Below are 25,309 nucleotides of genomic sequence, written 5' to 3'. Positions count from 1 at the left end.
AGGTCAGGCTTTTACCGCGGTCAGGAAGTAATCGAGACTGGTTGAATCGCTCAGCGTGAACCCCGTCGCGGGCGAGAAGCTCAGCCCCCGCGTATCCGTCACACGCAGCCCCGCATCCTTCAGCAACGCCGTCAGCTCTTCTGGCGTCAGGAACTTGTTCCAGTCATGCGTCCCCTTGGGAATGACCCCAGCACCTTCCGCTACGGTGATCATCGCCAACCGAGACAACGGCGTACGGTTGGGCGTCGACAAAATCAGCAGCCCGCCCTCCGCCAACGTCCGCGCCAAACCCCGAACAAAGCCGGCGGGATCGCTGACATGCTCGATCACCTCGAGGCTGGTGACCAGATCATATTGCCCGACCAGCCCCTCGACGCCCCCCGCGCGATAATCGATCGCCAACCCGCTCTGCGCCGCATGGGTCTCCGCCACCGCGATATTCTCGGGCGCGGCATCGATCCCCGTCACCGTCGCGCCGAGACGAGCGAGCGGTTCGCATAGCAACCCTGCGCCGCAGCCGACGTCGAGCGCGGTCTTCCCCGCCAGCGGCGTGAAGCTAACCCCATCGCCGCCCCAATGCGCGTCGACCTGCTCGCGAATATAGCGCAGCCGCGGCGGGTTGAGCTTGTGAAGCGGGGCGGACGAGCCCTTCGGATCCCACCAGTCCTTGGCCATCGTGCCGAAATGCGCGGCCTCGCGCGGATCGATTGTTGCGCTGTTTACGGTGTCACTTGCCAGTATCATGCGCGCTACCTATCAGGGCCGCCGCTTCGACCCAAAGGGATTTGCGCTGCCAATGGCCCGTATCGTGATGAAATTCGGCGGGACGTCGATGGCTGGGATCGAGCGGATCCGCAACGTCGCCGCGCGCGTGAAGCGCGAAGTCGACGCCGGCAACCAGGTCGCCGTCGTCGTCTCCGCGATGGCTGGCGAGACCGACCGGCTCGTCGGCTTCTGCCGCGAGGCGTCGTCGCTGTACGATGCCAAGGAATATGACGTCGTCGTCTCGGCCGGCGAGCAGATCACGAGCGGCCTGCTCGCGATCGCTTTGCAGGCGGCGGGTTGCAAGGCCCGGTCGTGGCTCGGCTGGCAGTTGCCGATCAACACGTCCGACGCGCACGGCTCGGCCCGGATCGGTGAAATCGACACGGCCGCGCTCGATGCGAGCCTCGCCGAGGGTGTCGTCGCGGTGATCCCAGGTTTCCAGGGCGTTGCGGACGGTCAGCGCGTCACCACCTTGGGCCGCGGCGGCTCGGATACGTCGGCGGTGGCGATGGCGGCGGCGATGAAGGCCGACCGCTGCGACATCTATACCGACGTCGACGGCGTCTACACGACCGACCCCAGGATCGTGCCGCGCGCGCGAAAACTGAGCAAGGTCACGTATGAAGAGATGCTGGAACTCGCCAGCGTAGGTGCCAAGGTGTTGCAGACGCGCTCTGTCGGCCTGGCGATGAAAGAGAATGTGCGCGTGCGCGTGCTGTCTTCGTTCGAAGACGGCGATACCAATGACGGTCACCGCGGCACGCTGATCGTGGGCGAAGAGGAAATCGACGATATGGAACGCCAGCTCATCACCGGCATCGCGCACGACAAGAACGAGGCGAAGATCACGCTGACGCAGGTCAGCGATCGGCCCGGCTCGGTCGCGGCGATCTTCGCGCCGCTGGCGGACGGCGGGATCAACGTCGACATGATCGTGCAGAACGTCGCGCACTCGACCGGCTCGACTGACGTCACCTTCACGGTGCCTGCGGCGGACCTCGCGCGATCGCTCGATATCCTCGACAAGGCAAAGGAGGCGATCGGCTATGCGACGATCGTCCACGATACGCGCGTCGCCAAGGTCTCGGTCGTCGGCGTCGGGATGCGCAGCCACGCGGGCGTTGCATCGACGATGTTCACGACGCTCGGCGAGCGCGGCATCAACATCCAGGCGATCGCGACCTCGGAGATTAAGGTCAGCGTGCTGATCGAAGAGGATTATACCGAGCTGGCGGTGCGCGTGCTGCACACGGCGTACGGTCTCGATGCCGAGGACGCGGCGTAAATCTCTCCCCTCCCGCTTGCGGGAGGGGTCGGGGGAGGGCTAGGCGGGGCGCATGACCGATATGTCCGCGCTTCAGGCTACCTCATCCCCCGCCCCCCTTCACTCGGTAGGCGCCGAGCGGCTCGCCCGCCGGATGGCGCGCGGCGCAGCGTTCCTCGGGTCGGAGGTCGCCATTCTCGGCGGCGCGATGTCCTGGGTAAGCGAGCGTAACCTCGTCTCCGCGATCTCCAACGCGGGCGGGTTCGGCGTGATCGCGTGCGGCGCGATGACGCCCGCGCTGCTCGATACCGAGATCGCCGCGACCAAGGCGATGACCGACAAGCCGTTCGGCGTGAACCTCATCACGATGCATCCCGACCTGTTCGAGCTGATCGCGGTCTGCGCCAAGCACAAGGTCGGCCACATCGTGCTCGCCGGTGGCCTGCCGCCCAAGGGCAGCATCGAGGCGATCAAGGAGACTGGCGCGAAGCTGATCGCGTTCTCGCCTGCGCTGGCACTCGCGAAGAAGCTCATTCGCAGCGGCGTCGATGCGCTGGTGATCGAGGGGATGGAGGCCGGCGGCCATATCGGCCCGGTCTCGACCAGCGTGCTCGCGCAGGAAATGCTGCCCGAGATCGCAGATCAGGTGCCGGTGTTCGTCGCCGGCGGGATCGGTCGCGGCGAGGCGATCGCGGGGTATCTCGACATGGGTGCGGCGGGCGTCCAGCTCGGCACGCTGTTCGTGTGCGCGACCGAATCGATCGCGCATGCCAATTTCAAGAAGGCGTTCATCCGAGCGTCGGCGCGTGATGCGATCGCCAGCGTGCAGATCGATGCGCGGCTTCCGGTGATTCCGGTTCGCGCGCTGAAAAATGCGTCGAGCGAGTTGTTTACGGCAAAGCAGCGCGAAGTCGCCGGGCATCTGGATGGCGGCCGCGTGGAAATGGCCGAGGCGCAGTTGCAGATCGAGCATTACTGGGCGGGCGCGTTGCGCCGCGCGGTGGTCGACGGCGATGTCGAGCATGGCTCGGTGATGGCAGGCCAGTCGGTCGGCATGGTCAAGCGCGAGGAGCCGGTCGCGGATATCATCGGCGGCCTGATGGCACAGGCGGCCGCCGCGCTGGAAGCACGCGCGGTTTAAGGTACTTCTGATCCTCTCCCTTACGAGGGAGGGTCAAGAGGGGCGGCATCGTTTTAACGGCGTGATACTTCACCCCAGCACCACCCCGGCGAAGGCCGGGGCCCAATTGGGGGACGTCGCTGACTGAGGTCGCGCTCCGTTACTCTCACCTTTCCAATTGGGCCCCGGCCTCCGCCGGGGTGGTGGAGTTGCGGGGAACCGGCCCCCCCACTTCAGCACAACCCTGAACCCCCACCCTCTCTCAACTCACCGCAAACCGTATACGGATTACGTCTCGTTAACCTAATCCCTGCATAGAGTGTCCCGTCGGGGGACGATACGAGGTGGTTGCGATGAGTCGTCGGTTTGCTTTGCTGTCCGTTACCGCATTGGGCCTGCTGGCCGGCTGCACGTCGAAGCCACGGACCGTGGCGCAGGTCACGCCGCCCGTCATCATGGTGCCGGTCCCTGCGCCGACGATGCCCAAGGGTGCGTCGCCGACCATCGTCATCCCGGTCGCGCTCGCCGACGGCACCTATCCCACGCCGAATCGCAACCTGACGACGTCCGCCAAGGTCTGGCATCTCCGCGCCGCTCTCAACGTCGCCGCGCTCGCGTGCCGCGGGCCGCAGGAGTTGACGATCGTCGCAGGCTACAACGCGCTGCTCTCGGCGCAGAAGCCGGTGCTCGCAAAGGCCGAGGCGACCTATGCAAGTGAATACAAGGCAGGCGGCGGCGACTGGCAGGATCGCTACGACGATTCGATGACGCGGCTCTACAACTTCTTCTCCCAGTCCCCCGCGCGTGATGACTTCTGCGCCGCGGCGGGCGCTGTTCTCGCGCAGAGCACAGGTCTGACGGCCGATACCTTGCCCGCGTTCGCCGCACAGAACCTGCCGGTGCTCGAGCGGCCGTTCACCGATTTCTACCGCGCGGTCGACGCATGGCGCGGTCGCACGGTCCGTCCGGTCCAGCCGCAGCTGGTCGCCTCGCGCCAATATGCGTCGAACGCGCCGGTGCAGGCGATCACGCAGGCCCGGCTCCAGCCGGTCTCGCAGCCCGTGCCGCCCGCGCAGCCTCGCCTGAAGCTCGACCCCAGCGTCTTCCAGTAAAATCCTCTCCCTTGCGGAGAGGGGGCGCGTTAACGTTTCACCGCCGTTACCGCGCACATCTTGCAGGCAATGGTTGGCTTCCCCGCAAAGACTGGGTTAACAGCCGCGGGAATGGCTGAAGTTTCAGATCGTCCGGCGGAAGGCCGCTTCGACGGGCGCGAGCACCGGTTTCCGGTACGCGTGTATTTCGAGGACACCGACCTGTCGGGCGCGGTCTATCACGCCAATTACCTGCGCTACATGGAGCGCGCGCGGTCGGACATGCTGCGGGTCGGCGGGATCGATCAGCGCGCGGCGTTCGAGGCGGGCGAGGGCTCCTACGCGATCGCCAGCGTCACCATCCGCTATGCCGCGCCCGCCAGGCTCGACGACGCATTGCTGGTCGTCTCGCGGATCGTGCAGGTCCGCGCGGCCGGGGTCGCCATTCATCAAAGGGTCATGCGCGACGGGCTTGTCTTGGCCGAGGCGGACATCGTGGCGGCGTTGGTCGCCCCGAATGGTCGCCCGCGCCGCCAGCCACGCGCATGGATCGATATCTACGAACGCCTAGTCTGGCAGGGGGAAGCATGAATCCGGTGTTGACTATGGATAGCGCGACGCTGTCGCCGATCCACTTGTTCCTGCAGGCCGACTGGGTCGTGAAGGGCGTTATGATCGGGCTGCTGCTCGCCAGCATCTGGACCTGGGCGCTGATCGTCGCGTTCTGGCGGCGGATCGGCAAGACGCGCAAGAACATGACCCGGTTCGAGCGCGATTTCTGGAAGGCCGAGGATATCGACGTCTTCTACAAGGCGGAGGGCGAGAACGACCTGCCGTCGGCGCGGGTGTTCGCGGCGGGCGTGACCGAGTGGCGGCGTTCCACCGCGGGCGGCACGATCGACAAGAGCGGCACGCGCGAGCGGCTGGCGACCACGATGGGCGCAGCGGTTGCTGGCGAGATCGACAAGCTGTCGGATCGGTTGAACGTGCTGGCGACGGTTGGCTCGGTGGCGCCGTTCGTCGGGCTGTTCGGTACGGTTTGGGGGATCATGCGGAGCTTCACGAGCATCGCGGCGGCACAGAACACGTCGCTGGCGGTGGTCGCGCCGGGTATTGCCGAGGCACTGTTCGCGACGGCGATCGGCCTGTTCGCGGCTATTCCGGCGGTGATCGCGTACAACCGCTTCTCGCACGGCATCAACCGGATCGAGGCGAGCCTCAACCGGTTCGCCGACGGCTTCCACACGACCTTGAGCCGCCAGCTGGACGGCTCGCGATGAGCGCGACGCAAATCCTCCCCGGCACGGGGAGGGGGACCGCGACGCGCAGCGGCGTGGTGGAGGGGGTTCTCCACACAGCGCGTCGCCCGTTTGACGAGGACCTAAACGCATCCGGACGTCTGCGGCACGCCCCCTCCACCAGCTTCGCTGGTCCCCCTCCCCGCGTGCGGGGAGGATTTTAGGTGGCGATGAACCTTCCTTCTTCCCGCGGGCGCGGCCGCCGCGCGCCGATGGCGGATATCAACGTCACGCCGCTGGTCGACGTGATGCTGGTGCTGCTGATCATCTTCATGGTGACCGCGCCGCTGATGACTGCAGGCGTGCCGGTGAACCTGCCCGACGCGCGCGCCAAGGCGCTCGACCAGGAGCAGAAGCCCGTCGAGATCTCGATGGACGGGACCGGCGCGCTGTTCATCGACAAGGATCAGGTGACCGACGACGCGCTCCCGATCCGGCTCGCGTCGATCGCCGCCAGCCGTGCGGTCGGCGACGAGCCACAGGTGCTGCTGCGCGCTGACCGGAAGCTCGACTACGGGCGCGTGATGCGCGTGATGGGCGAACTCAACCGCGCCGGGCTGAACCGCGTCGCGCTCGTGACCGTCGAGGGTAATCAGAACTGATGGCGCTGGCCTGATGGATCGCTCGGAGAAGATCGGCTTAGGCGTTGCCGTCGTCGGGCATGTCGTGCTGTTCGGCCTGCTGTCGCTGGGCTTTCTCAGCGCGCCCGAACCGCCCAAGATCCAGCAGCAGCCGATCGACGTGAGCCTGGTGCCCGACGTCGCGCTGGAGGCGACCGCGCCGCAATCGACCGAGGCGCCTGCGCAATCGATCGCACCGGACGAAGGCGCGCCCGAGGATGCCGCGCCGCCGGCTCCGCAAGAGGCCGAACCAGAGCCGAAGCCCGATCCGACCCCGCCTGCGCCGCAGCCCAAGCCCGCGCCGCCAAAGCCTGCGCCCAAGCCACAACCGGCCCCGGAACCCGCGCCCAAGCCGCAGCCCAAACCCAAGCCTGCGCCACCAAAGCCTGCCGCCAAGCCGGCCCCGGTCGCGAAGCCTGTCGTGAAGCCGCAGCCAGCACCCGCCAAGGCGAAGCCGACCAAGGCTGCGCCGGCGAAATCGGCGCCGGCGAAGACTGCGACGAAATCGACGGATACTGCCGCCAAGTCGTCGTCGAGTTCGGCCAAGCCTGCGAAGCCTTCCGCGACCAAGGGCAGCGGCTCGACCGCGGAGGCCAAGGCGTCGCGTCCGCGCGGCTCGCGGCTCGGCGACAATTTCCTGAAGGGGCTGTCGGCCGATCCTTCGCCGAGCAAGTCGGAGGCGCCCAAGGCGGCCAAGCTCGGTGCGCAGGCGGCGGCGAACATCGGCTCGGCGATCCTGCGGCAGGTGCAGCCTTGCGCCAACCGTCAGGTCACGCCCGGGCCCGGCGCGGAGCGGATCCGCGTGACGATCAACCTGAAGCTCAACCGCGACGGCACGCTGAAGTCGCGGCCGACGATCAGTGGTCATGCTGGGGTCGACGACGACAACCGGCGTTATGTCGACCGCGTCGACGATCTGGCGATCGCGACCTTTGTCGGGTGTTCGCCGCTACGCGGTTTGCCCGACGACCTGTATGACGTGCAGAACGGCTGGAGCAATTTCAGCCTGCGCTACAAACTTCCCGGCTGAGGATGTCCGTTATGACTCGATCGATCCTGGGGTTTTTCCCTTCGCGCCAGCTGCTTCCAGTTGAGAAATACCACCCAGCGCACGGCAACCACCCCGGCGGAGGCCGGGGCCCAATTGGAAAGGTCGATGTAACGACGCGCAACGATCCCTCAGCGGCGTCTCCCAATTGGGCCCCGGCCTTCGCCGGGGTGGAAGCTGGGTTGGGTGGGCGTCGGGCTCGATCGATTCTTGCATCGGTTGGGTTGCTCGCGTTTGTCTCCGGTGCAGCCAGCGCACAGGACGCACCTTCACCAGCACCCCAACAAGCGCCCGCTGGCTCCGCCGCGCCAGCCCCGGCCGGCGACCAGTCCGGCGGCCTCGTGGTCGACGTCACCGGCGGCATCTCCGCGCCGATGCCGATCGCGATTCCGGTCATGCCGACCGCCGCAGTCGTCTCCACGCCAGCCGGCTCGACCGACGTCCTCGGCCGCCAGCTCGCCGATATCGTCACCAACGATCTTCGCAACTCGGGGCTGTTCACGCCGCTTTCCCCCGGCCAGCTGCGCCCGGTCAGCTTCCCCGAAGTCACCGCACCCGGGTTCGATTACTGGGGCAGCACCGGCGCCCAGGCGCTGGTGCAGGGGTTCATTCGCGCCAATGGCGACGGCAACCTGACGGTCGGCTGCTACCTCTACGACGTGTCCTCCAAGGCCGAGCTGACCCGCACCGGATTCGTGGTACCGCCGTCGGACTGGCGTCGCGCAGGGCATAAATGCGCCGACATGGTCTACACCCGCCTCACCGGTGAAGGCGCGTATTTCGACAGCCGCGTCGTCTATGTGTCCGAGACCGGACCCAAGGGGCGCCGGATCAAGCGGCTCGCGATCATGGATCAGGACGGGGCCAATCACCGCTTCCTGACCAACGGCCAGTCGATCGTGCTAACGCCGCGGTTTGCGCCGAACAAGCAGTCGATCGTCTATATGAGCTATCTCAACAATCGCCCGGCGATCTATGTCTACGATATAGGGTCGGGCAAGCAGCGGCTCGTCGTGTCAAACGCGAACCTGACGTTTGCGCCACGCTTCTCGCCCGATGGGCGCAACATCCTGTTCTCGATGGCGCAGGGCGGTAACACCGATGTCTACCGCGTCTCGGCGCAGGGCGGCACCCCGCAGCGGCTGACCAACTCGCCGGGGATCGATACCGGCGGCAGCTATTCGCCGGACGGCTCGCGGATCGTGTTCGAGAGCGACCGCTCGGGTGGGCAGCAGATCTACGTGATGAACGCCGACGGATCGAACCAGCAACGGATCAGCTTTGGCGGCGGGCGCTATGCGACGCCGGTCTGGAGCCCGCGCGGCGACCTGATCGCGTTCACCAAGCTCGGCGGCGGTTTCCGGATCGGCATCATGAGCCCGAGCGGCGGCGGCGAGAAATTGCTCACCAACGACTGGCAGGATGAAGGTCCGAGCTGGTCGCCGAACGGTCGCGTGATCAACTTCTATCGCTCGGGACGCGGCAGCGGCGGCAAGGCGGACCTCTGGTCGGTCGACCTCACCGGGGTCAACGAGCGCAAGATCCCGACGCCGCTCGACGGCTCCGATCCGGCCTGGGGCCCGCTTCGTCCGTAAACCTGCTATGGGGGCATAACGGGGACACGTGTTTTTCTACGGGAGACTATCTATGTCGAAGCTTTCCAACATCTTGCTTGCGTGCACCGCGCTGATCGCCGTCGCCGGCTGTGCGAAGAAGCGTCCCGAGGTCCTGCCGCCCGCGCCGGTCGACAACAACGCTGCCGTCGATCCCAATGCCGGGATGAACAACGGCAACGTCGGCGGTGCGATCGTGCCGGGCTCCGATGCCGACTTCCAGCGCTCGGTCAGCTCGAACACGGTGAATTTCGGTCTCGACATGTACGACATCGATCCGACCGCGCGCGCGATCCTCGACAGCCAGGCGCAGTGGCTGGCGAAGTTCCCGAACCAGCGCATCACGATCGAAGGTCATGCCGATGAGCGTGGCACGCGCGAATACAACCTTGCGCTCGGCGATCGCCGCGCGAACGCGACGAAGAACTATCTGGCCGCAAAGGGTGTATCGTCGTCGCGGATGACGACGATCAGCTACGGCAAGGAGCGCCCGGTCGCAATGGGCTCGGACGACCAGAGCTGGGCCGCGAACCGCCGCGCGGTCACGGTGGTGCTGAACTAGGTTTGTCGCGGCGATCCCTCTCCCTGCGGGGAGAGGGAAGGAAGAGCCGTAGGCGACGGAAGGGTGAGGGGCTTTGGCGCGGGTGTCCCAAGCCTCAAGCCCCTCACCCTCCCACGTGCAAGAACACGCGGGCCCCTCCCTCTCCCCGAAGGGGAGAGGGTAAGTGGGTCAGCCCAGCGCCCTATCGAGCAGTTTCGCCAACCGAATCCCCCCGCGTCGGACCTCTTCCCGCGATACCGGCACCATCTTCGCGATCGTGGCGTCGTCCATCTTCACCCGCGCTGGCACCGCACCGCACGCGTCCCCGCCCAGCGCCGCCGCATACGCCGTATGCGAGGCTTCCCACGACTCCCGGCTCCAGTCGACGACCGTCCCAGCCCCGATCTTTGCCCGCTCCGCCGCCGGATAGCGCCGCACCAGCGAAGGTGGCGTCGAGATCGCGCGCTCCGCCAGCGGGCCATCCCAGATCGAATGCAAGTTGAACCGCGCCGGCCCGTAGATCCCGTAATCCGCCTTCACGTCGTTGCCGCCCTTGTCGTGGCGGTCGCCAGCGTGGAGCGGCTGGTGGAGATCGCCGACGAAGTGGATCAGGAACGCCAGCGCCTGCACGCGGTCCTTTTGCGACGTGGCGCGATCCCGCAGCAATTTAACGTCGCGGTCGATCTGCGCCGAGACGCAGTCGCCGTCCTTGCATGCGGGCGCCAGGTCGAACGGCGCGCAGACGTCGGCGTTCTGGTAGTGCCAGCTATACGCGAACCCGAACCGCGACTTGCCGTCGGCGGTCTTGAGCGGCTTGATGCAGTCCGCCCAGACGCTCGCCTCCTCGATCGTGCCCGCCGGGCATTCGGGTGTGTCGAGCAACGCCTGTTGCGCGAGCAGTTTGCGGATCGCGGCCTTGGTCTTGGGCGTGACGTTGGCATAGGCGATCTGCGCGACGGTCTGGTGGCCATACTCCCAGAACGCGGTGGCGGGGGAGGCGAGGCCGGTAACGGCCAAGGCGGCGAGGAGATAGCGCTTCATGCCGCTTCGTTAGCGTAGATCGCGACCGTCCGGCTACCCGCTGACGACGCGGTGCCGCGGTACATGCCGACGGTGTTGAAGCCCCACGCCATGTCGCCGTCCGGCCCCGCGACGATGACCCCGCCGGTGCCGCCGAGCGCCTTCACTTCGGCAAGCACCGCGTCGGCGGCGACCTGCAGCGATTCGCCCGACAGGCGGACACGCGCGGCGATCTCATGGCCGACGCCGACCCGGAGGAAGAACTCGCCCGAGCCGGTGCATGATACCGCACAGGCGCGGTCGTCGGCGAAGGTGCCCGCGCCGATCACCGGCGTATCGCCGATACGGCCCCAGCGCTTGCCGGTGACCCCGCCGGTCGAGGTAGCGGCGGCGACGTGGCCATGCGTGTCGCACGCGACCGCGCCGACCGTGCCGTACTTCATGTCGACGTCGAACCCGCCGCCATCCGCCTGGAATTCCGCGAACTGCCGCCGGCGTTCGTCGGTCGCGAACCAGTCCGCGTCGGCTTGCGGCAAATCACGATCGCGCGAGAACGCGTCCGCGCCCTTGCCGGCGAGGAATACGTGGCGGCCGTCGTCGAGGATCGCGCGCGCGAGCCCGACCGGGTTGCGCGTCGCGGTCGCTGCGGCGACGGCGCCGGCGGCTCGCGTCCGGCCGTCCATGATCGCCGCGTCCAATTCCAGCGTGCCGTCATGCGTGAAGACCGCCCCTCGGCCTGAGTTGAAGTGCGGGTCGTCCTCCAGCACACGGACCGCCGCTTCGACCGCATCGAGCGCGCTGCCGCCATCCGCCAGCACTTTCGACCCGGCGTCGAGTGCGTTCGACAGGCCGGCGCGCGCGCCGGCATCCTGCTCGGGCGAGACCATCTCGCTATCGAGTTTGCCGGCGCCGCCGTGGATGACGAGGGTCCAGGTCATGCTGAGTCTTTCGAGGGTAGGGCGCGAAGGCCGATGAGGGGACGGAGCGGCGCGATGCTGCGGCCGATCCAGTAGAAGGCGACGCAGCCGACGATCGTCGCAGCCAGCAGGCATGCGAACTCCACCCAGCCCGGCAGGCCGGCGGGGAGCAACGCGTACATTACGAGGACAATGATCGTCTGGTGGATCAGGTAGAACGGGAACACGGCCTCGGTCAGGATCGGCCGCCAGCGATGGTCGCGGTTCCAATGCCGCTCGGCGATTCCGATCAGCGCGACGATCGCGCCCCATTGCTCGACCGCGTGCGCGATACCGTAGGGCGTGTAGACCCAGCGCGGCGTCGGGACATCCGCCGGCCAGCGCAACTCGATGCCGATGATGCAGAGATAGCTTAGCAGTGCCGCGATCGCGCCGAACTTCCACCAGCGGCCGATCGCCGCCATCGCCGGCTCCGACCGCGCAAGGCCGAAGCCGAACAGGAAGGCGGGGAAATAAGTGACGTGCGCGATCCAGTCGCCCCACAGCGCCTGCGTCTCGCCGACCATCCGCATCCACCAGGCATGGACGAACACGAGCCACGCGATCGGCAGCAGCACGACCGCCCAGCCGCTAAAAATCCGGTCGAACGCGCGTTGCAACCACTGGCCGCGGACGACGACGACCCCGAGCGTCAGTACGGTGGTGTAGACCCAGAGATAGACGACGAACCACAGGTGGTTCCAGGTAGGTAGGGAAAGCCCTGCGAGCTTGCCGAAGCGGAAATAATCGTGTGTCCAGAACGTCCAGTAGCTGCCGGCATAGCCATGCTTGGTAACCAGCTCGACCCAGGGTTGCGGCGGCACGATCACCGCGATGCCGAACAGCAGCGGCACGAGCAGCCGGTTGCAGCGATTGGCAAAGAACCCGGCGGTGCCGCTCGACCGGGCGAGCAGCGCGCGGCTGGCGTATCCCGACACGACGAACAGCAATGTGAGCCGCCACGCATTGCTCGCCAGCATCGGCAGCCGCACCCAGTTCTCGACATGGAGCGACTTCACATGGAAGTTCCACGGCACGAAGACCATGCCGATATGATAGACAATCAGCAGGGCGAACGCGCCGATCCGCAGCCAGTCCATGCCGAAATGCCGGTTCATCGCGCGGCCCTACGGGGCGTGGGGCGGTGCCGCAAGCGCAGGACGGCCAAGGTGGTGCGCAGAACCGACCGGTATCCCTGTAATCCTCCCCCGCAAGGAGGAGGTCGCTGACGCTAGCCAGACGGAGGGGAAGATCGTGCAAACAGTGTTTCGGCCGGTTCAAACCTTCATGCGTGGCGTGCCCATGAAGTCGCGCTTGCCGATCGGCACGCCCTGCGCGCGCAGGATCGCGTAGGCCGTCGTGGCATGGAAATAGAAGTTCGGCTGCGAGAACGACAGCAGGAAGTTCGCGCCGGTGAACGGCATGACGAACGTCCCGAACTCGAACTTGGTGTCGTTGTCGGCGAGCGCGTCGAACGTCTCGCGGTCGATCGCTTCCAGCGTGGCGATCGCGTCGCGCAGGACGCTATGGAGCCCCGCGAAATCGGTCGGCCAGGCTGATCGGTCGGGCGAGAAGGTGCCGCAACGGACGCCCTCGATCCCGCCGACAGAATGCGCTGCGCAGGATTTCACCTGATAGCCCAGCGGTAGCATGTCGTCGGCAAGCTTCGCGTCGATCAGTGCCGCGGGGTCGATACCGCGCTCGACCGCGAATGCCTCGGCCTTGTCGAGCAGGGCGTCGACCGCGCGGAGGATCTGGAGGTTCGAGGGGATCGTCGCATCGTAGAGGGAAAGCGTCATCGACCGGGCTCCTATGTGTTGCGCCGCTATGGCCGACGTTGGCCACACCTGCCAGCACCGTCCTTGCCAGCGCCGTCTCGCCAGCGATGTTCCGTTCCACCGCGCAAGTCGCTATATGCATCCTCGAACTCCCGAGGAATCTCCATGTCCCTTCGTCCCTGGCGCGATATCACCCGCCGCAAGAGCCGCCAGATCATGGTCGGCAACGTCCCCGTCGGCGGCGATGCGCCGGTGACGGTGCAGACGATGACCAACACGCCGACCGACGACGTCCGCGCGACGGTCGACCAGATCCGGCGCTGCGAAGAGGCGGGCGTCGACATCATCCGCGTCAGCTGCCCCGATGTCGAATCGACCACCGCGCTGAAGCAAATCGTCCGCGCGAGCCGCGTGCCGATCGTCGCCGACATCCATTTCCACTACAAGCGCGCGCTCGAAGCGGCGGACGCGGGCGCGGCGTGCCTGCGGATCAACCCGGGCAATATCGGCTCGGCGGCGCGCGTGAAGGAGGTCGTCGACGCGGCCAAGTCGAACGGCTGCGCGATCCGGATCGGCGTCAACGGTGGCTCGCTCGAGCGGCACCTGCTCGAGAAATACGGCGAGCCTTGCCCGGACGCGCTGGTCGAGTCGGCGCTCGATCACATCAAGCTGTTGCAGGACCATGATTTTCACGAGTTCAAGGTCGCGGTGAAGGCGTCCGACCTGTTTCTCGCGGTCGCAGCGTATCAGCAGCTGGCCGAGCAGGTCGATTGCCCGCTGCATCTCGGCATCACCGAGGCGGGCGGGTTCGTCGGCGGCACGGTCAAGTCGGCGATCGGGATGGGCAGCCTGCTCTGGTACGGCATCGGCGACACGATCCGCGTCTCGCTCTCCGCCGAGCCGGAAGAAGAAGTCCGCGTCGGCTTCGAGATCCTGAAGTCGCTCGGCATCCGCAACCGCGGCGTCCGCGTCGTGTCGTGCCCATCCTGCGCGCGCCAGGGCTTCGACGTGATCCGCACTGTGCAGGCGCTGGAAGAACGCTTGCAGCACATCCGCACGCCGATGTCCCTGTCGGTGCTCGGCTGCGTCGTGAACGGCCCCGGCGAAGCGCGCGAGACCGACATCGGCATCACCGGCGGCGGCAACGGCAAGCACATGGTGTATCTGTCGGGCGTGACCGACCACCACGTCCAGGATGCCGACATGGTCGATCACATCGTCCGGCTCGTCGAGGCGAAGGCCGCGGAGATCGAAGCTGCGGACGAGGCGATTGCTGCATTGGTGCCGGAGATGGCAGCGGAATAACGATTTACGCGGGCGGCTCCAATTATCCCGTCATCCTGACGAAAGGCAGGATCCAGAGCCATGAAGGGCGACGTTCGTTACCCTGGATCCTGACTTTCGTCAGGATGACGCAGTGTGGAGGTGGGCGCCTTATCGTTCTCCCGCGAAAGCGGGAGTCCAGGGTAACAGACGATAGCGTTCGTGGTCCTGGGCCCCCGCGTTCGCGAGGGAACAGTAATATTGTGTGGGCACCGCTCTTTCAAAACGGAACCCGCGTCGACGATAGCGTAGCGATGCTATGCCGGTTAAGCGGATCGCATGGTAATTGTCCGGGCACTAAGCGTTCACAATGCGGTCTAGTCCCGTGACGAACCGCGTCGTCTCCCCCGCTCTGGCCTTCGCGATCGCCGCGCTCGGCATCGGCCTGTTCTCCATGATGGACGCGGTGATGAAGTCGCTCGTCCTGGCGATCGGCGTCTACAACGCGCTCCTCTGGCGGCAGATGATCAGCGTCGGTCTCGGCGCGGTGGCGTGGAAGCTCGGGAACAGCGGCCGGCCGAGCGGGCGTGCTCTGAAGCTGCATCTGGCGCGGGGGCTCGTAACCACGGCGATGGCGGTGCTCTTCTTCTGGGGCCTCGCGCGCGTACCGATGGCACAGGCGATATCGCTCACCTACATCGCGCCGATTCTCGCATTGCTGCTCGCGGCGGTGACGCTGGGCGAGCGCGTCGGGTGGAAGACCTTCGTCGCGTCGATCGCCGCACTTGGCGGCGTGCTGGTGGTGATGATCGGGCAGGGACGCGAGGTGCCTGGATCCGAGACGTTCCACGGCACGCTCGCGATCCTCGGCTCCGCGGTGCTGTATGCGGTCAACCTCGTGATCGCGCGGATGCAGAGCCAGGCCGCGCGCCCGGGCGAGATCGCGTTCTTCCAGGCGCTCGTCATCACCGCGACGCTGGCGCTGGCGGCACCGTGGCTTGCAGTCGTGCCCGAGGCCGCGGAGTGGCCGAAGCTCGTGCTCGCCGCGGGGCTTGCGACTGCATCGTTGTGGCTCCTCGGCTGGGCCTATGCACACGGCGACACTGGTTTCCTCGCGACCACCGAATACACCTCGTTCGTCTATGCCGCGGTGCTGGGTTTCCTGGTGTTCGGCGAGCGGGTATCGGCGTTCACGCTGGCGGGCGCGGCGATCATCGTCGTCGCGTGCCTGTACGCGGCGCGGCGGCGTGACATCGCGCAGACATCGATCGAGGCAAGTGCATGACCGTCATCCGTTCCGCCACCGCTGCCGATGTCGGCACGATCCTGCGCTTCGTCCGCGAACTCGCCGCGTTCGAGCGCGAACCGGATGCAGTCGAGGCGACAGAGACCATGCTGGAAGAGGCGCTGTTCGGGGAAAAGCCGGCGGCCGAGGCGTTGATCGCGGAGAGTGCGCACGGTCCGCTCGGCTTCGCGCTGTTCTTCCACAACTTCTCGACCTGGACGGGCAAGCGCGGGCTGTATCTGGAGGATCTGTACGTGACGCCGGACGCGCGTGGGCAGGGGGTCGGCGGCGCGCTACTGGCGCATCTCGCGGGCGTGGCGCTCGATCGCGACTGCGCGCGGTTCGAATGGTCGGTGCTCGACTGGAACGCCGATGCGATCGCCTTCTACCGGAAGGTCGGTGCGGTCGGGATGGAGGAATGGACGATCCAACGGATGTCCGGGCATGCGCTGGTGAAGCTGGCAGGGCGGTAGGTCTGGGCGCCGTCCCTCACCGGTCCCGTCGAGTAATTCCTCCCCGGCGCAGGCCGGGGTCCAATTGGGAGCCAGAGGTAACGAAGGATAGCGCTCCGTTACTTCGACCTTTCCACTTGGACCCGGCCTGCGCCGGGGCGGCAAATTTGCGACGCGACCGGTGCAATAGACCGGAAAGACGTCAGATCAGCGCCCGACGATGTCGTCCGCGTTCATCGGCTCTTCGCCCTTGGCCTTCTCGGCTTCGTAGCGCTCGATCGCCTCGATCGTCACGCGCTTGGCTTCGTCTGCATCGCCCCACTTGCCGACGCGGACCCACTTCTTCTTTTCCAGGTCCTTGTAGTGCGTGAAGAAGTGCTCGATCTGCTCGAACACGATCTCCGGCATGTCGCCGCGCTCGCCGATGTTGGCGTAATACGGGAACACCGAATCGACGGGTACGCAAACGAGCTTCTCGTCGCCGCCGGCTTCGTCTTCCAGGTTCAGCACCGCGATCGGGCGTGCGCGGACGACGCAGCCCGGGATGAACGGCGAGCGCGCGATCACGAGCGCATCGAGCGGATCGCCATCGGGGCTCAGCGTGTGCGGCACGAAGCCATAGTTCGCGGGGTACCGCATCGGCGTGTGCAGGATGCGATCGACGAACAGCGCGCCCGATGCCTTGTCGAACTCGTACTTCACGGGCTCGCCACCGGTCGGCACTTCGATGATGACGTTCAGGTCTTCGGGCGGGTTCTTGCCGGTCGGGATGAGATCGATACGCATGGCGGTCCTTTCGAAATGGCGATGCCGGCGCTCCTCTTCTGGGGAGCGGCCGGCACCACGTTGGATTAGTCTCTGGTCAGCGCGGCATCAGCAGCTTGTCCAGCCCGCCGTCACCTGTACCCACCTTCTGAAGCCGCGGATAGCGCGGGCCGTCATGGTAATCGAGCAAGATGTCCCGGAATCGGTCGTTGTTCTTTACAGTCAGGCGGATCGGCACCTTCGTACCCTTCGCCGCAAGGATCGCCGCCTTGATCCGGTCGGACGAATACGCCTCGTTGTTGACCGCTTCGATCTCGGTGCCGACGTCGAGGCCAGCCTTGAACGCCGGACTATCCCAGATCGACGAGGTCACGACGCCCTCCTTGTTGATCACCATGCCCAACGAATAGCTGACGTCGGTGCCGCGGGTCTTCTCGGCCTGCTTAAGATACGGGCTCTGCTCGGGGCCATAGACCAGCTTGTAGCCGTTCATCGCGAAGCCGTTGATCGGCGCGGGCTTGCCGGTCTCGGTCAGGCGGGTGTTGAGGAACGTCGCCCAGTCATAGGGGACGATGCCGTTGAGCGTCTTGGCGACGTCGGCGAAGGTGTAGGTCAGCTCGCCGTAATCGCCGTCGCGGACGCCGAAGAAGGCGCGCGCGAAATCGTCGATCGACTTGGCGCCGTTCGACTTCTGGCGGAGCATCGCATCGACCTCCATCCAGACCATCAGGCCTTCGTTGTAGTAATCCTCGGACCGCTGCCAGCTGGTCCAGCCCTTCGGCTTGCGTGCCGAGATCACGGGATCGTTCGTCGTATCGATCAGCGGACGCCACTGGCGGCCCGGCGCGGTATCGTAGTTGCCGAGGATCGAAGCATAGCCGTCGAGCGTGTCCTGCTTGCTGACCAGCCCCGACCGCGCCTGGAGCACATAGCCCCAGAACTGCGTCTGGCCTTCGTACACCCACAGCAGCGAATCGCGCATCGGCGTGCGGAAATCGGGCGTCCAAAGGTCGGCACCACGACGGAACTTGCCGTCCCAGCTGTGCGTGAACTCATGCGGGAGGAGGTTGCGGCCGGCGGCACCGGTCTCCCACTCGGTGAAATACCCCGGACGAACGCCGTTTTCCGAACTGCGATGATGCTCCAGGCCGATCCCGCCGAGTTGGTCGGTGATCGACAGCAGGAATTCGTAGCGATCGTAATGCTGCGCGCCGAACGTCTTCACCGCTTGGTCGACGAGGCGCTTGTGCGCGTCGATCTGCTCCGGCTTGGCGGCAAGCTGATCGGGGCTGTCCGCGAACACGTTGAGGCCGACGCGGGGGCTGAGCGGCCAGACCTTCCCGTATTTGCCCGCGAGCGTCGGCGAATCGACGAGGATCTCGTAGTTCGTCGTGTCGTAGCTGTAGGTCGAGCCCGACACCTTGGCCGGCACCGCACCCGCCGCGGTCCAGCCCGCCGGATAGGTGGCGGTCATCTTGATCGGGATCTGGCGCGTGAAATAGCCGGCCGGGTACAGGCTGACGAGGTTCGGCTGGAGGCTGACCATCGTCGGCGTCATCACGATGCGGCCCTGGTCGCCCTTGGTCGCGGAGATGAACTGGAACTCGGCCACCAGGGTCTTCACACCGGTGGGCACGTCGATGTGGAATGCGAACACGTCGACCGGATCGCGCGTCCAGGGAATGATCTTGCCGTTCGCGCGGATCACGAGGCCGGCGAGCTTCTCGATCTCGCCGCGCGGGGAATGCGCGCCTGGCAGCCACTTCGGATAGAGCAGCGCCATCGGGCCTGCCTTGGCGACCGGGATCGTCTCCTTCACGCGGAAGATGCCGCGCTCGGTATCGGTCGCATCGACGTCGAGGATGAGCGTGCCCGGATAGGGCGTGTCGACCGGGTCGGGAATGGTGTCGACGAACGGGACGGGCTGCGGCGCGGTGTTGCCGGCGGGGACCTGCGCGATGGCAGGAACGGCAGACGCGAGCAGGGATGCGACGAGGAGCTTGCGGATCAAGGAAGGGCCTTCCGGCTGAGAGACGATGACACGAGGTGTAATCGCGATAAAGGGCAGTCGTCCAGTCCTTTACCGAGGCGTGGTTCGGGGCCCCTCCGGCGTCACCAAACCCTTCCCGTCATCCTGACGGTGGCGGACCCTCAACCACTCCCCAGCACATTGATCGTGAACGCCAGCACGCCGATGTTGAACACGAACGCTGCCATGCACTGGCCGAGCGCCGCTTTCCGCACCCGACGCGAGGTGATCTGAACGTCCGACGTCTGGAACGTCATCCCCAGCGTGAACGCGAAATAGGCGAAGTCCCAGTAATCGGGCTCGTCGCAACTCGGAAAGTCGAGGCCCTTGGCGTCCTTCCCGTCCGGATCGTCGACATAATAGAGATGCGCATAGTGGAGCGTGTAGATCATGTTCGAGAACAGCCACGCGAGCGCCAGCGTCGTGATCGTCAGCGCGATTCCGACCGCGTCGTTCTTGCCCTGCAGTTCCTTCGCCACCGCGACCAGGATGACCAGCATGATCGTCCCGCTGAACCCGAGCAGCACCGCGCGGTTGGCGTCGTTCTCCACCGCCGTTCGGCGCATCCGCTCGGCGCCGGCGTTGCGGAACAGCGTCGAGACCGCGATCAGGAACACGACCGCCCCGACGTCGAACGCCGCCATCGTGCCCCGGCCGAGCCCGAAGCGCGGGATCATCGCGACCAGCCCGATCGCGAAGACCAGCACGAACAGGACGAAGCGCGGCGGGGCCACGCGCTGGCCGAGACCCCAATATCTGGCTTTGCTGGTCATGCTACAGCGCTAGCGCTTAGCGGGGACGTCGCCTAGATACGCGCGCATCATGGCCAAGACAGAAACCCCGCGCCGCATCCGTGGCACCCAGGACATTTTCGGCGACGAGCAGCGCCGGTTCGCGCACGTCCTGTCGACGTTCGAACGGGTGCGCGCGCTGTATTGCTTCCAGCGGATCGATATCCCGGTGTTCGAATCCACGGCCGTGTTCGCGCGCTCGCTCGGCGAGACGACCGATGTCGTGTCGAAGGAAATGTACACGTTCGAGGACCGCGGCGGGGATTCGCTCACGCTCCGCCCCGAGTTCACCGCCGGCATCGCCCGCGCCTATCTGACCGAAGGCTGGCAGCAGTTCTCACCGTTGAAGCTCACCACCAGCGGCCCCGTATTCCGCTACGAACGCCCGCAAAAGGGACGCTTCCGCCAGTTCCACCAGATCGACGCCGAGGTGATCGGCGCGGCCGAGCCGGCGGCGGACGTCGAGTTGCTCGTGCTGGCGGACCAGTTGCTGCGCGAACTTGGGGTTTCCGAGGGCGTGACGTTGCAGCTCAATACGCTCGGCGACGCGGCGACGCGCGACGCCTGGCGCGAGGCGCTGGTCGCGCATTTCGAAGCGCATCGCGGTGAGTTGTCGGAAGACAGCCTGACCCGGCTCGAAAAGAACCCGATGCGGATCCTGGATTCGAAGGACCCGCGCGACCGCCCGATCGCCGACAGCGCGCCGGATATCGACGCATATCTGACGGACGAGGCACGCGCGTTCTTCGAGGCGGTGACCGCCGGTCTCGATGCGGCGGGGGTCGCTTGGGAGCGCAACGCGCGGTTGGTCCGCGGCCTCGACTACTACCGCCACACCGCGTTTGAGTTCGTGACCGACAAGCTGGGCGCGCAGGGGACCGTGCTGGCTGGTGGTCGGTATGACGGGCTGATCGGGTCGCTAGGCGGGCCGGAGACGGCGGGCGTGGGCTGGGCCGCGGGTGTCGAGCGGCTGGCTATGTTGCTGGAAGAACCGGCGGTTGAACGTCCACTCGTGGCAGTTATTCCCAAAAGTGCCGACTGGAATTCACGGGCGCTGGAGGCCGTTACACTTCTTCGTAGTGCGGGCTTTTCTTGCTCAATGGCGTTCAAAGGTAATCTCAAGCGGCGGGGCGAGATCGCGAATAAGGAGGCTGCCGTCAGCAAGCTTTTTGTCGGCGATCCGGACGGTCCAGGTTCTGCTCTGGAAATGAGTTTTTACAACTCATCGTTGTCCAATGCTGAACAAGACGAGCTAGTGAACAAAGTGCGTGACGTTCTCGGTGACCGCTTTGGTTGGTCGATGGGAAGCGCGGGTTGGAACAATCCATGACCCAGATCTCCCCCGACCGCATCCGCGCGATCGAGGCGCGGCGTGACGAGTTGCAGGCGCTTATGTCGACCGGCGACCTCCCCTCCGACCGCTTCGTCGCGGTGTCGAAGGAATATGCCGAGCTCGAACCCGTCGCGCAGGCCGCCACCGAAGTGCGCCGGTTGCGGCAGGAGGCGGAGAGTCTCGCGTTCATGGCCGACGATGCCGATGACGAACTGCGCGCGATGGCGTCCGAGGAGTTGCACGAGAATCGCACGCTGCTCGAAACCGCGGACCGCAAGCTCGCGCTCGCGCTGTTGCCGCGCGATGCGGCCGACGAACGCGCGGCGATGCTCGAGATCCGCGCCGGCACCGGCGGCGACGAGGCGGCGCTGTTCGCGGGCGACCTGTTCCGCATGTACCAGCGCTATGCCGAATCGCAGGGCTGGCGGGTCGAGATGATCTCGGGCTCGTCGTCCGACGCTGGCGGCTTCAAGGAAGTCGTCGCCAGCGTCACCGGCCAGGGCGTGTTCGCGAAACTCAAGTTCGAAAGCGGCGTCCACCGCGTCCAGCGTGTCCCGACCACCGAGGCGGGCGGCCGCATCCACACGTCGGCCGCGACCGTCGCGGTGCTGCCCGAGGCGGAGGAGGTCGACGTCAAGATCGACGACAAGGACCTGCGCATCGACGTCTATCGCTCGTCGGGGCCGGGCGGCCAGTCGGTCAACACCACCGACAGCGCGGTGCGGATCGTCCACATCCCGACCGGCCTGACGGTGATCCAGCAGGACGAGAAATCGCAGCACAAGAACAAGGCCAAGGCCCTGCGCGTACTCAGGACGCGCCTTTACGAGGCCGAGCGCGACCGGCTGCATGCCGAGCGGGCGGGTGCGCGGAAGTCGATGGTCGGTTCGGGTGACCGCTCGGAGCGGATTCGCACGTACAACTTCCCGCAAGGCCGCGTGACCGATCACCGCATCAACCTGACTCTTCACCGCCTGCCGGAGATCGTCGCGGGCGAGATGGACGAACTGATCGGCGCGCTGGTCGCACAGGACGAGGCAGACCGCCTGGCGCAGCTGGATGGCTGAGCCCGCCTACTTCCCCCCCTCCCGCAAGCGGGAGGGGGCCGGGGGGTGGGCTCGCGGCTCGTTCCACACGAACGGGTCGCTCTGGTCTTTCGACCAATCGCCAATGGTGCGTCCAAGGTGAGCGCGTGCCCACCCCCCAACCCCCTCCCGCAAGCGGGCGGGGGGGTAGCTGCAGCGATCGCCACCGCCGCCGCGCAGTTCGCGTTCTCCGCCCACCCCCCGCCTCGACGCGGAACTCCTCATGGCGCACGCACTCGGCATCGACCGCAACGCGATCCTCCTCGACCCGACCCGCTACAGAGTCCCCGCCACCTTCGCCGCGCTCGTCGAACGCCGCCTCCGCCACGAGCCGATCGCCTACATCACCGGCACCCGCGGCTTCTGGTCGATCGACCTCGCCGTCGGTCCCGGCGCGCTCGTCCCCCGTGCCGACAGCGAAACGCTCCTCATCGCCGCGCAAGCGCATTTCGCCGGACGCGCTCCCGCAACCGTGCTCGACCTCGGCACAGGCCCCGGCACGCTGCTCCTCGCAGCCCTCGACGAGTGGCCCGCGCAAGGCCTCGGCATCGACTATTCCTCCCAGGCGCTCGACTACGCTCGCGCTAACGCCATCACACTCGGGATGGCCGACCGCGCCCACTTCATCCATGGAAGCTGGGCCAGCGCGATCGTCGGCCAATTCGACCTGATCCTCGCCAACCCGCCCTACATCGCCACCGACGAGCAACTCCCGCCCGAAGTCCAGAACCACGAACCCCACGCCGCGCTCTTCGCCGGCAGCGACGGACTAGACGACTACCGCATCCTAGCCGAGCAACTCCCCGCCTTGATCGGCTCCGGCGGCGCGGCGGTGATCGAGATCGGCTCGACGCAGGCTCCCGCCGTCACGGCGCTGCTCGAAGCGCAAGGTCTGCACCTCGCGCTCCACCAAGACTATGGCGGCAACGCGCGCGCGTTACTAGCAACCCGGGGGCCCGCGACTTGAACAATATGGCGCTAAACCTCACATTTCGCTTGTAGTAGGTCCCTTGCGGACGCTATCACGCGGGCAGGGGCACGCAATCTCGACATGATGGTCGGTTTTGAGCGTTGACCCGCATCCTTCGCTTTGAGGTCGCTGCAGTCCGGCGGCCCTGGCAAGTTCGACGCACCGATCTCGTATAGATCGTCGGTGCGCGGCGGGGGGTTTGCACCGCATTTCGGAGCACGACCAGATTTTGGTTCGACGACTGAGGACACAAGCTTGATCAACAACCGGCAAGCCGGCCGCCGTCGCGGTCGTGGCAACAATAATAATGGCGGCGGCGGTAGCGGTGGCGGTCAACGCCAAGGTGGCGGCGGTGGCCAGGGTGGTCGCGATACCGGCAACCGCATCGACAGCCGCGCGCGCGGCAACGCGAGCCAGCTGTACGAGAAGTACAAGAACCTCGCGCGCGACGCACAGATGCAGGGCGACCGCGTCAACATCGAATATTACCTCCAGTTCGCGGACCATTATTTCCGCGTCCTGAGCGAAACCCGCGCGCGCTTCGAAGAGAGCCAGCCGCAGGCCCAGCAGCAGCCACGCCGCCAGCAGCCGTTCGATCTCGACGGCGACGACGATTACGGCGACGAGGGCGAACCGATCCGTTCGGGCGAGCAGCAGGGTGCGCCCGAGCAGCCGCGTGGCGAGCAGAATGGTGGCCAGCAGAACGGCCAGTACCAGAATGCACCCCGCCAGAGCCGTGAAGATCGTCCGCAGCGCGACGATCGTCCCCAGCGCGAAGAGCGCCCGCGGTACGAGAACAACCGCTACGAAGGCCAGCGTAACGACGGCCCCCGGAACGAGGCTCAGCCGCGTAACGACGGCCAGCGCGAAGACCGCGTCCGTGGCGACGGCCAGCGCAATCAGCGCAACGCTCCCCGCGATGCCCAGCCACGCGATACCCAGCCCCGCGACGACCGCAGCGGCGAGGAGCAGGGACAGGCTCGTGAGGCCCAGGCTCGTGAGGCACAGTCGCGTGAGACCCAGCCCCGCGAGAACGGGCGCGAGGAGCAGGTTCGCGAGCCCCGCAGCGACTACCGCGATGCGCCGCAGCGTGAGACTATCCGTCGTACGCCCCGCGTGAGCGCGCCGGTGGCCAACGCCAACCAGGATTCGGAAGCCGACACGCTGCGTTCCGCGACCGAGACTGCCCAGCCGACCAATGATCAGGTTGTCCAGCCGGGCGAAACCTCCGAGGCCACGGCGCCCGTTGCCGCAACCGAGGAGCAGCCCCGTCGTCGCGGCCGCCCGCGCCGCGATCGCAGCCTCGACGCACCTGTTGCGCAGGACGAGGGCGCACCAACCGCGTTCGACGCAGATCGTCTGCCGCCATCGCTCGGCATTTCGGCGGTCGCGCCTGCTCCGGCACCGGCACCCGCGGCTGATGCCGCCGCTTCGGACGCCACGCCTGAGGAAAAGCCCCGCCGCCGTCGCGTTCGCGCGGTGCCGGACGAAGTCCAGGCAGGCTGATCCGATCAGTCCGAACTGCTTCGGGATCATCAGGTGAAACGGAAAAGCCGGTATCGCATCACGCGGTGCCGGCTTTTTTTGCGGCTCGGTGCACCAAATTCCGTTTCTCGCGAAGGCGGGGGCCCAAGGCCAGGTGAGGTGTTCCTGGTCTGCCTTAGGTCCCGCGTCCGCGGGAGAACGGTAACCAGAGTCCTGCTTTCCCGATCCGCTCAATCGATCCGGGTCACATTCTCGTCATGCCCGCTTCCCGAACTGAGGAAGGCGAGGCCCATCAACAGTCCCGCGAGCATCACGGATCCGCCGACTCCGCCGATTATCGCAAGCATCGTCACGAGGTGCAGCGGCCCTTGCACATACGCCATCGTCGCAATCACCGCGGCGACGCATATGGCCGCAGCCAGGATCATCCATGCCATGATCTCACGAAACCGTGCCCAGGCGAACGCGGCATAGTGCGGGTCGTCCAGCCCGACGGGCGGTTCAGGCGGTCGATCGGTCATCGCTTCACATTGCCGCGCAAACATGGTTTCCTCAAGCCACGCGCAACAGACGCAGTTGAGGAGAGGCGAAGATGACGATCGCGGCGATCCTGAAAGACAAGGCCCTGAAGGACAAGGGCGACATACAGGCGCTGACCCCCGATTCCACCGTGGCGGACGCAGTCGCGTTGCTCACGGAGAAGCGGATCGGTGCGGCGCCGGTACTCGATGGCGGCC

General features: G+C 66.4%; 26 protein-coding genes (1 of these 26 cut by a window edge). 17 read left to right on the top strand and 9 right to left on the bottom strand.

Going from position 1 to position 25,309, the window contains the following annotated elements; all coding sequences use genetic code 11:
- Positions 1-3 precede the first annotated feature (3 nt).
- Positions 4-744: a bifunctional 2-polyprenyl-6-hydroxyphenol methylase/3-demethylubiquinol 3-O-methyltransferase UbiG gene (ubiG, locus tag QFZ54_RS12565; protein WP_307087548.1), complete on the bottom strand. Its 741-nt coding sequence runs from the start codon at positions 742-744 to the stop codon at positions 4-6.
- A gap of 52 nt (positions 745-796) precedes the next feature.
- On the opposite strand from ubiG, the gene QFZ54_RS12560 reads away from it, so the two are divergent.
- From QFZ54_RS12560 to pal, 9 genes are all read left to right on the top strand, one after another.
- Positions 797-2,050 carry an aspartate kinase gene (locus tag QFZ54_RS12560; RefSeq protein ID WP_307087546.1) on the top strand — a complete coding sequence of 418 codons (1,254 nt, stop codon included), beginning with the start codon at positions 797-799 and terminating at the stop codon, positions 2,048-2,050.
- A 133-nt stretch (positions 2,051-2,183) separates the two neighbouring features.
- The gene (locus QFZ54_RS12555; RefSeq protein ID WP_307089434.1) at positions 2,184-3,170 is read left to right on the top strand and encodes an NAD(P)H-dependent flavin oxidoreductase; all 987 of its coding nucleotides are present in this window, start codon (positions 2,184-2,186) and stop codon (positions 3,168-3,170) included.
- A gap of 332 nt (positions 3,171-3,502) precedes the next feature.
- Entirely contained in the window at positions 3,503-4,261 is a 759-nt protein-coding gene (locus QFZ54_RS12550) for a hypothetical protein (RefSeq protein WP_307087544.1), read from the top strand.
- Positions 4,262-4,372: 111 nt separating this feature from the next.
- On the top strand, positions 4,373-4,831 hold the full coding sequence (locus QFZ54_RS12545) for a YbgC/FadM family acyl-CoA thioesterase (RefSeq protein WP_307087542.1): 459 nt from the start codon (positions 4,373-4,375) through the stop codon (positions 4,829-4,831).
- Positions 4,828-5,520 carry a protein TolQ gene (gene tolQ / locus QFZ54_RS12540; RefSeq protein WP_307087540.1) on the top strand — a complete coding sequence of 231 codons (693 nt, stop codon included), beginning with the start codon at positions 4,828-4,830 and terminating at the stop codon, positions 5,518-5,520. Before QFZ54_RS12545 ends, tolQ begins: the two co-directional genes overlap by 4 nt.
- A gap of 182 nt (positions 5,521-5,702) precedes the next feature.
- The gene (gene tolR, locus QFZ54_RS12535; RefSeq protein WP_307087538.1) at positions 5,703-6,140 is read left to right on the top strand and encodes a protein TolR; all 438 of its coding nucleotides are present in this window, start codon (positions 5,703-5,705) and stop codon (positions 6,138-6,140) included.
- Between the two features lie 13 nt (positions 6,141-6,153).
- A complete protein-coding gene (locus QFZ54_RS12530; protein WP_307087534.1) occupies positions 6,154-7,188 on the top strand; it encodes a cell envelope biogenesis protein TolA in 1,035 nt (344 codons plus the stop codon).
- A gap of 242 nt (positions 7,189-7,430) precedes the next feature.
- A complete protein-coding gene (tolB, locus tag QFZ54_RS12525) occupies positions 7,431-8,801 on the top strand; it encodes a Tol-Pal system beta propeller repeat protein TolB (RefSeq protein ID WP_307087533.1) in 1,371 nt (456 codons plus the stop codon).
- Positions 8,802-8,853: 52 nt separating this feature from the next.
- Complete coding sequence (pal, locus tag QFZ54_RS12520; RefSeq protein WP_056487232.1) at positions 8,854-9,381, top strand: peptidoglycan-associated lipoprotein Pal; 528 nt, start codon at positions 8,854-8,856, stop codon at positions 9,379-9,381.
- 168 nt (positions 9,382-9,549) lie between these two features.
- Here pal and QFZ54_RS12515 read toward each other — a convergent pair whose 3' ends face one another.
- The 4 genes from QFZ54_RS12515 to QFZ54_RS12500 form a co-directional block, all read right to left on the bottom strand.
- Positions 9,550-10,401 (bottom strand): S1/P1 nuclease, encoded by an 852-nt coding sequence (locus QFZ54_RS12515; RefSeq protein WP_307087529.1) that lies wholly within the window; start codon positions 10,399-10,401, stop codon positions 9,550-9,552.
- The gene (locus tag QFZ54_RS12510) at positions 10,398-11,318 is read right to left on the bottom strand and encodes an isoaspartyl peptidase/L-asparaginase family protein (RefSeq protein WP_307087527.1); all 921 of its coding nucleotides are present in this window, start codon (positions 11,316-11,318) and stop codon (positions 10,398-10,400) included. Before QFZ54_RS12510 ends, QFZ54_RS12515 begins: the two co-directional genes overlap by 4 nt.
- Positions 11,315-12,454 carry an acyltransferase family protein gene (locus tag QFZ54_RS12505; RefSeq protein ID WP_307087525.1) on the bottom strand — a complete coding sequence of 380 codons (1,140 nt, stop codon included), beginning with the start codon at positions 12,452-12,454 and terminating at the stop codon, positions 11,315-11,317. Before QFZ54_RS12505 ends, QFZ54_RS12510 begins: the two co-directional genes overlap by 4 nt.
- A gap of 159 nt (positions 12,455-12,613) precedes the next feature.
- Positions 12,614-13,135, bottom strand: a complete 522-nt coding sequence (locus tag QFZ54_RS12500) for a DUF1993 domain-containing protein (RefSeq protein WP_307087523.1) — start codon at positions 13,133-13,135, stop codon at positions 12,614-12,616.
- A 144-nt stretch (positions 13,136-13,279) separates the two neighbouring features.
- Between QFZ54_RS12500 and ispG the strand changes: the two genes are divergently transcribed.
- From ispG to QFZ54_RS12485, 3 genes are all read left to right on the top strand, one after another.
- A complete protein-coding gene (ispG, locus tag QFZ54_RS12495; RefSeq protein ID WP_307087520.1) occupies positions 13,280-14,419 on the top strand; it encodes a flavodoxin-dependent (E)-4-hydroxy-3-methylbut-2-enyl-diphosphate synthase in 1,140 nt (379 codons plus the stop codon).
- A gap of 328 nt (positions 14,420-14,747) precedes the next feature.
- Positions 14,748-15,662: a DMT family transporter gene (locus QFZ54_RS12490; protein WP_307087518.1), complete on the top strand. Its 915-nt coding sequence runs from the start codon at positions 14,748-14,750 to the stop codon at positions 15,660-15,662.
- Positions 15,659-16,135, top strand: coding sequence for a GNAT family N-acetyltransferase (locus QFZ54_RS12485; protein WP_307087516.1), 477 nt, complete (start codon positions 15,659-15,661; stop codon positions 16,133-16,135). The genes QFZ54_RS12490 and QFZ54_RS12485 overlap by 4 nt, the downstream gene beginning before the upstream one ends.
- 186 nt (positions 16,136-16,321) lie before the next feature.
- On the opposite strand, the gene ppa is transcribed toward QFZ54_RS12485, so the two are convergent.
- The 3 genes from ppa to QFZ54_RS12470 all read right to left on the bottom strand — a co-directional run bounded on the left by ppa (position 16,322) and on the right by QFZ54_RS12470 (position 19,681).
- Entirely contained in the window at positions 16,322-16,900 is a 579-nt protein-coding gene (gene ppa, locus QFZ54_RS12480; protein ID WP_307087514.1) for an inorganic diphosphatase, read from the bottom strand.
- Positions 16,901-16,976: 76 nt separating this feature from the next.
- Complete coding sequence (locus QFZ54_RS12475) at positions 16,977-18,890, bottom strand: M61 family metallopeptidase (RefSeq protein ID WP_307087512.1); 1,914 nt, start codon at positions 18,888-18,890, stop codon at positions 16,977-16,979.
- A 140-nt stretch (positions 18,891-19,030) separates the two neighbouring features.
- Positions 19,031-19,681 (bottom strand): DUF1345 domain-containing protein, encoded by a 651-nt coding sequence (locus tag QFZ54_RS12470; protein WP_307087509.1) that lies wholly within the window; start codon positions 19,679-19,681, stop codon positions 19,031-19,033.
- 49 nt (positions 19,682-19,730) lie between these two features.
- Here QFZ54_RS12470 and hisS point away from each other — a divergent pair, with 49 nt between their 5' ends.
- The 4 genes from hisS to QFZ54_RS12450 all read left to right on the top strand — a co-directional run bounded on the left by hisS (position 19,731) and on the right by QFZ54_RS12450 (position 24,593).
- Entirely contained in the window at positions 19,731-21,029 is a 1,299-nt protein-coding gene (gene hisS, locus QFZ54_RS12465) for a histidine--tRNA ligase (protein WP_307087507.1), read from the top strand.
- Positions 21,026-22,099 carry a peptide chain release factor 1 gene (gene prfA / locus QFZ54_RS12460; RefSeq protein ID WP_056066153.1) on the top strand — a complete coding sequence of 358 codons (1,074 nt, stop codon included), beginning with the start codon at positions 21,026-21,028 and terminating at the stop codon, positions 22,097-22,099. The genes hisS and prfA overlap by 4 nt, the downstream gene beginning before the upstream one ends.
- Positions 22,100-22,340: 241 nt before the next feature.
- On the top strand, positions 22,341-23,084 hold the full coding sequence (prmC, locus tag QFZ54_RS12455) for a peptide chain release factor N(5)-glutamine methyltransferase (RefSeq protein WP_307087504.1): 744 nt from the start codon (positions 22,341-22,343) through the stop codon (positions 23,082-23,084).
- 258 nt (positions 23,085-23,342) lie between these two features.
- Entirely contained in the window at positions 23,343-24,593 is a 1,251-nt protein-coding gene (locus QFZ54_RS12450) for a DUF4167 domain-containing protein (RefSeq protein WP_307087502.1), read from the top strand.
- A gap of 209 nt (positions 24,594-24,802) precedes the next feature.
- Here the strand turns inward: QFZ54_RS12450 and QFZ54_RS12445 are convergent, their stop codons facing one another.
- Positions 24,803-25,093: a hypothetical protein gene (locus tag QFZ54_RS12445; protein WP_307087500.1), complete on the bottom strand. Its 291-nt coding sequence runs from the start codon at positions 25,091-25,093 to the stop codon at positions 24,803-24,805.
- 71 nt (positions 25,094-25,164) lie between these two features.
- Between QFZ54_RS12445 and QFZ54_RS12440 the strand changes: the two genes are divergently transcribed.
- On the top strand, positions 25,165-25,309 hold the start of the coding sequence (locus QFZ54_RS12440; RefSeq protein WP_307087498.1) for a CBS domain-containing protein. Its footprint extends 296 nt past the window's final position; only the first 145 of its 441 coding nucleotides appear in the window; its start codon is at positions 25,165-25,167; its stop codon lies off the right edge, out of view.

The organism is Sphingomonas faeni (assembly GCF_030817315.1).
GTDB lineage: Bacteria > Pseudomonadota > Alphaproteobacteria > Sphingomonadales > Sphingomonadaceae > Sphingomonas > Sphingomonas faeni_C.
Note: the sequence above shows the minus strand (reverse complement) of the source record. Positions and strands in the feature narration are given on the sequence as shown.